This is a genomic window from Mycobacterium sp. (assembly GCF_051006775.1).
Classification (GTDB): Bacteria; Actinomycetota; Actinomycetes; order Mycobacteriales; family Mycobacteriaceae; genus Mycobacterium.
The window spans coordinates 1-2,754 of record NZ_JBPCSX010000198.1; the positions used below are offsets into that span (position 1 = coordinate 1).

The window sequence follows — 2,754 nt, forward strand, 5'->3', positions numbered from 1 at the left end:
TGGGGTACGGCGTCTATCAGGTGGCACCGGATGAGACCGCCGAGGCGGTGCGATCCGCGCTGGAGATCGGCTACCGGCATATCGACACCGCACAGATGTACGCCAACGAGCGCGGCGTCGGGCAGGGCGTACGCGAGTCCGGCCTGGATCGCTCCGAGGTGTTCATCACCAGCAAACTCAACAACGGTTTCCACCGCCCAGAGGACGCCCGACTCTCCTTCGACAAGACCCTGCACAAGCTCGGCACCGACTACGTCGATCTGTTCCTGATCCACTGGCCGCTGCCCACCCGGTACGACGGGGACTTCGTCTCCACCTGGCGGACACTCGAGGAATTCAAGGCGGACGGCCGGGCCCGCAGCATCGGGGTGTCCAACTTCGCGATCCACCATCTGCAGGAACTGGCCCGGGAGACCGACACCATCCCGGCCGTCAACCAGATCGAGGTGCACCCCTACTTCGCCAACGATGATCTCCGCGCCTACGGCGTCGAGCACAACATCGCCACCGAAGGCTGGTCACCGATCGCGCGGGGCAAGGTGCTCGGCGACCCGGTCGTCACCCGGATTTCTCGGGCCACCGGCGCCCACCCCGCGCAGGTGGTGCTGCGCTGGCATATCGAGCGCGGGGACATCGTGTTCCCCAAGTCAAGTCATCCGCAGCGGATGAAGGAGAACTTCGAGATCTTCGACTTCGAGATCAACGACGAGGAGATCGAGGCGCTGACGGCGCTGGACCGGGGCGAGGCCGGCCGGATGGGGCCCCACCCGGACACCTTCGACTACATCCCCGACTGAGACACACCCCGGCGGGCGCGCACGGCCGCGATCGCGGATTTCAGCCCACGCTGCCGGGCCGGACCCAGCACATCGAACATCCGCTCGCTGCGGGTCTCGGGGGCGTCGTCGGCGCTGGCACGCAGGAACCGGTCGGGCAGTGAGAGTTTGGCGATGGTCCGCCAGGTCTTGGCGTACTGGGCCGGCAGCGGGCCGCTGGTGTAGGGCAGGTCGTACTTGTCACACAGGGCGCGCACCCGCACCGAGATCTCCGCGAGCCGGTGGCTGGGCAGATCCGGGTAGAGGTGGTGCTCGATCTGGTAGGCCAGGTTGCCGGTCATGAACCCCAGCACCGGTCCGGCGTCGATGTTGGCGCTGCCGAGCATCTGGCGCAGGTACCACTGCCCTCGGCTCTCGTCGGCCATATCGGACGCGGTGAACTTCTCGGCGCCGTCCGGGAAGTGACCGCAGAAGATCACCGCGTTGGTCCAGAAGTTGCGGATGACATTGGCCAGCAGGTTGGCCTTGAGCGTGCTGGTGAAGCCGGCTCTCCCAAAGTTCAAGGGCGACAGCGATGTCAGCGCCGGGTAGGCCAGGAAGTCCTTGGTCAGCTGCCGCGCGGACTTGGCACCGAATTCACGTAGCCGGATCACGGTGGCCGCGCGGGTCTCGGGTTGACGAATCTTGCGGACCTCCAGGTGCTGCAGGGCGATTCCCCACTCAAAACCTGCTGCCAGCATGAGATTGAAGAGCGGATTGAAGATGTTGCGCGGCGTCCACTTCTGGTCACGGGTGACGCGCAGCAACCCGTAGCCGACGTCGTCATCCATGTCCAGGATGTTGGTGTACTTGTGGTGCGAGTAGTTGTGGGTGTGCCGCCAGTGCTTGGCCACCCCGGCCATGTCCCACTCCCAGGTCGACGAGTGGATCTCCGGATCGTTCATCCAGTCCCACTGGCCGTGGATGACGTTGTGGCCGATCTCCATGTTCTCGATGATCTTGGCGACCGCCAGGGTCAGCGTCCCGGCCCACCACGCGCTGCGCCTGTGGCCGAACGCCAGCAGTAGCCGGCCGGCAGCATCGAGGGCACGCTGGGAGGCGATGACCCCGTGGATGTAGCGGGCGTCACGCTCACCGAGGGAGTCCTCGACGTCCTGGCGGATCGCGTCGAGTTCGACGGCCAGAGTCTCGATGTCGGCGTCGGTGAGGTGGGCGAACTCCTCGATATCGGTGATGGCCATCAGATGTCCAGAACGCAATCTCCCTCGGGGGCGCAGACACAGGTCTGCACCCGGCTACCCGTTTCGAACTCCGCACCGGTACGCAGATCACGCACGCGGCCGTCAACCAATCCCACCACGCAACTGTGGCAGATGCCCATCCGGCAGCCGAACGGCAGGTGAACCCCGGCCTGCTCACCGGCCTCCAGCAGCGAAGTCGCCGCATCCGCGGCCCGGCTCCGGGCGCTGCGGGCGAAGGTGATGGTGCCACCCTGCCCCCGCGCAGCGGTGCGGGCGGCGGCGAAGCGCTCCAGATGAAGATGGCGCTCCAGACCCGCTGCAGCCCAGACTTTTTCGGCGTCGTCGAGCAGTCCGGCGGGCCCGCACGCCCAGGTCTGCCGCTCCCGCCAGTCCGGTACCAGCTCGTCGATACGACCCAGGTCGAGCCGTCCCTCGGAGCGGGTGACGCGCACCGACAGCCGGTAGCCCGGATTGTCGCGGCCCAGTGCATCAAGCTCGGTGCCGAACATCACGTCGTCGGTCGTCGGTACCGAGTGCAGATGCACGAGGTCATGAACCTGCCCGCGCCGGCGCAGGGTCCTCAGCATCGACATCACCGGGGTGATCCCGGAGCCCGCGGTCAGGAAGAGCACCGAGGACGGAGCGGGATCGGGCATGACGAAGTTTCCGGTCGGTGCGGCCCGTCGGACCTGGGTTCCCGGTCGCAGACCGTCGACGAGATGTCCGGATAGCAGACC

Annotated in this window: 3 protein-coding genes; 1 reads left to right on the forward strand and 2 read right to left on the reverse strand. The window is 66.6% G+C overall.

The window, feature by feature from the left end; translation table 11 throughout:
- The coding region (locus ACR2JI_RS14165; RefSeq protein ID WP_526391009.1) for an aldo/keto reductase at window positions 1–797 on the forward strand (797 nt) is incomplete at its 5' end.
- Here the strand turns inward: ACR2JI_RS14165 and ACR2JI_RS14170 are convergent.
- Together ACR2JI_RS14170 and ACR2JI_RS14175 are read right to left on the reverse strand one after the other, a co-directional pair.
- Window positions 782–2,017 (reverse strand): fatty acid desaturase family protein, encoded by a 1,236-nt coding sequence (locus tag ACR2JI_RS14170; RefSeq protein WP_526391011.1) that lies wholly within the window; start codon window positions 2,015–2,017, stop codon window positions 782–784. The two genes, ACR2JI_RS14165 and ACR2JI_RS14170, sit on opposite strands and share 16 nt — an antisense overlap.
- The coding region (locus ACR2JI_RS14175; RefSeq protein ID WP_526391013.1) for a flavin reductase family protein at window positions 2,017–2,754 on the reverse strand (738 nt) is incomplete at its 5' end. The genes ACR2JI_RS14170 and ACR2JI_RS14175, both read right to left, overlap by 1 nt.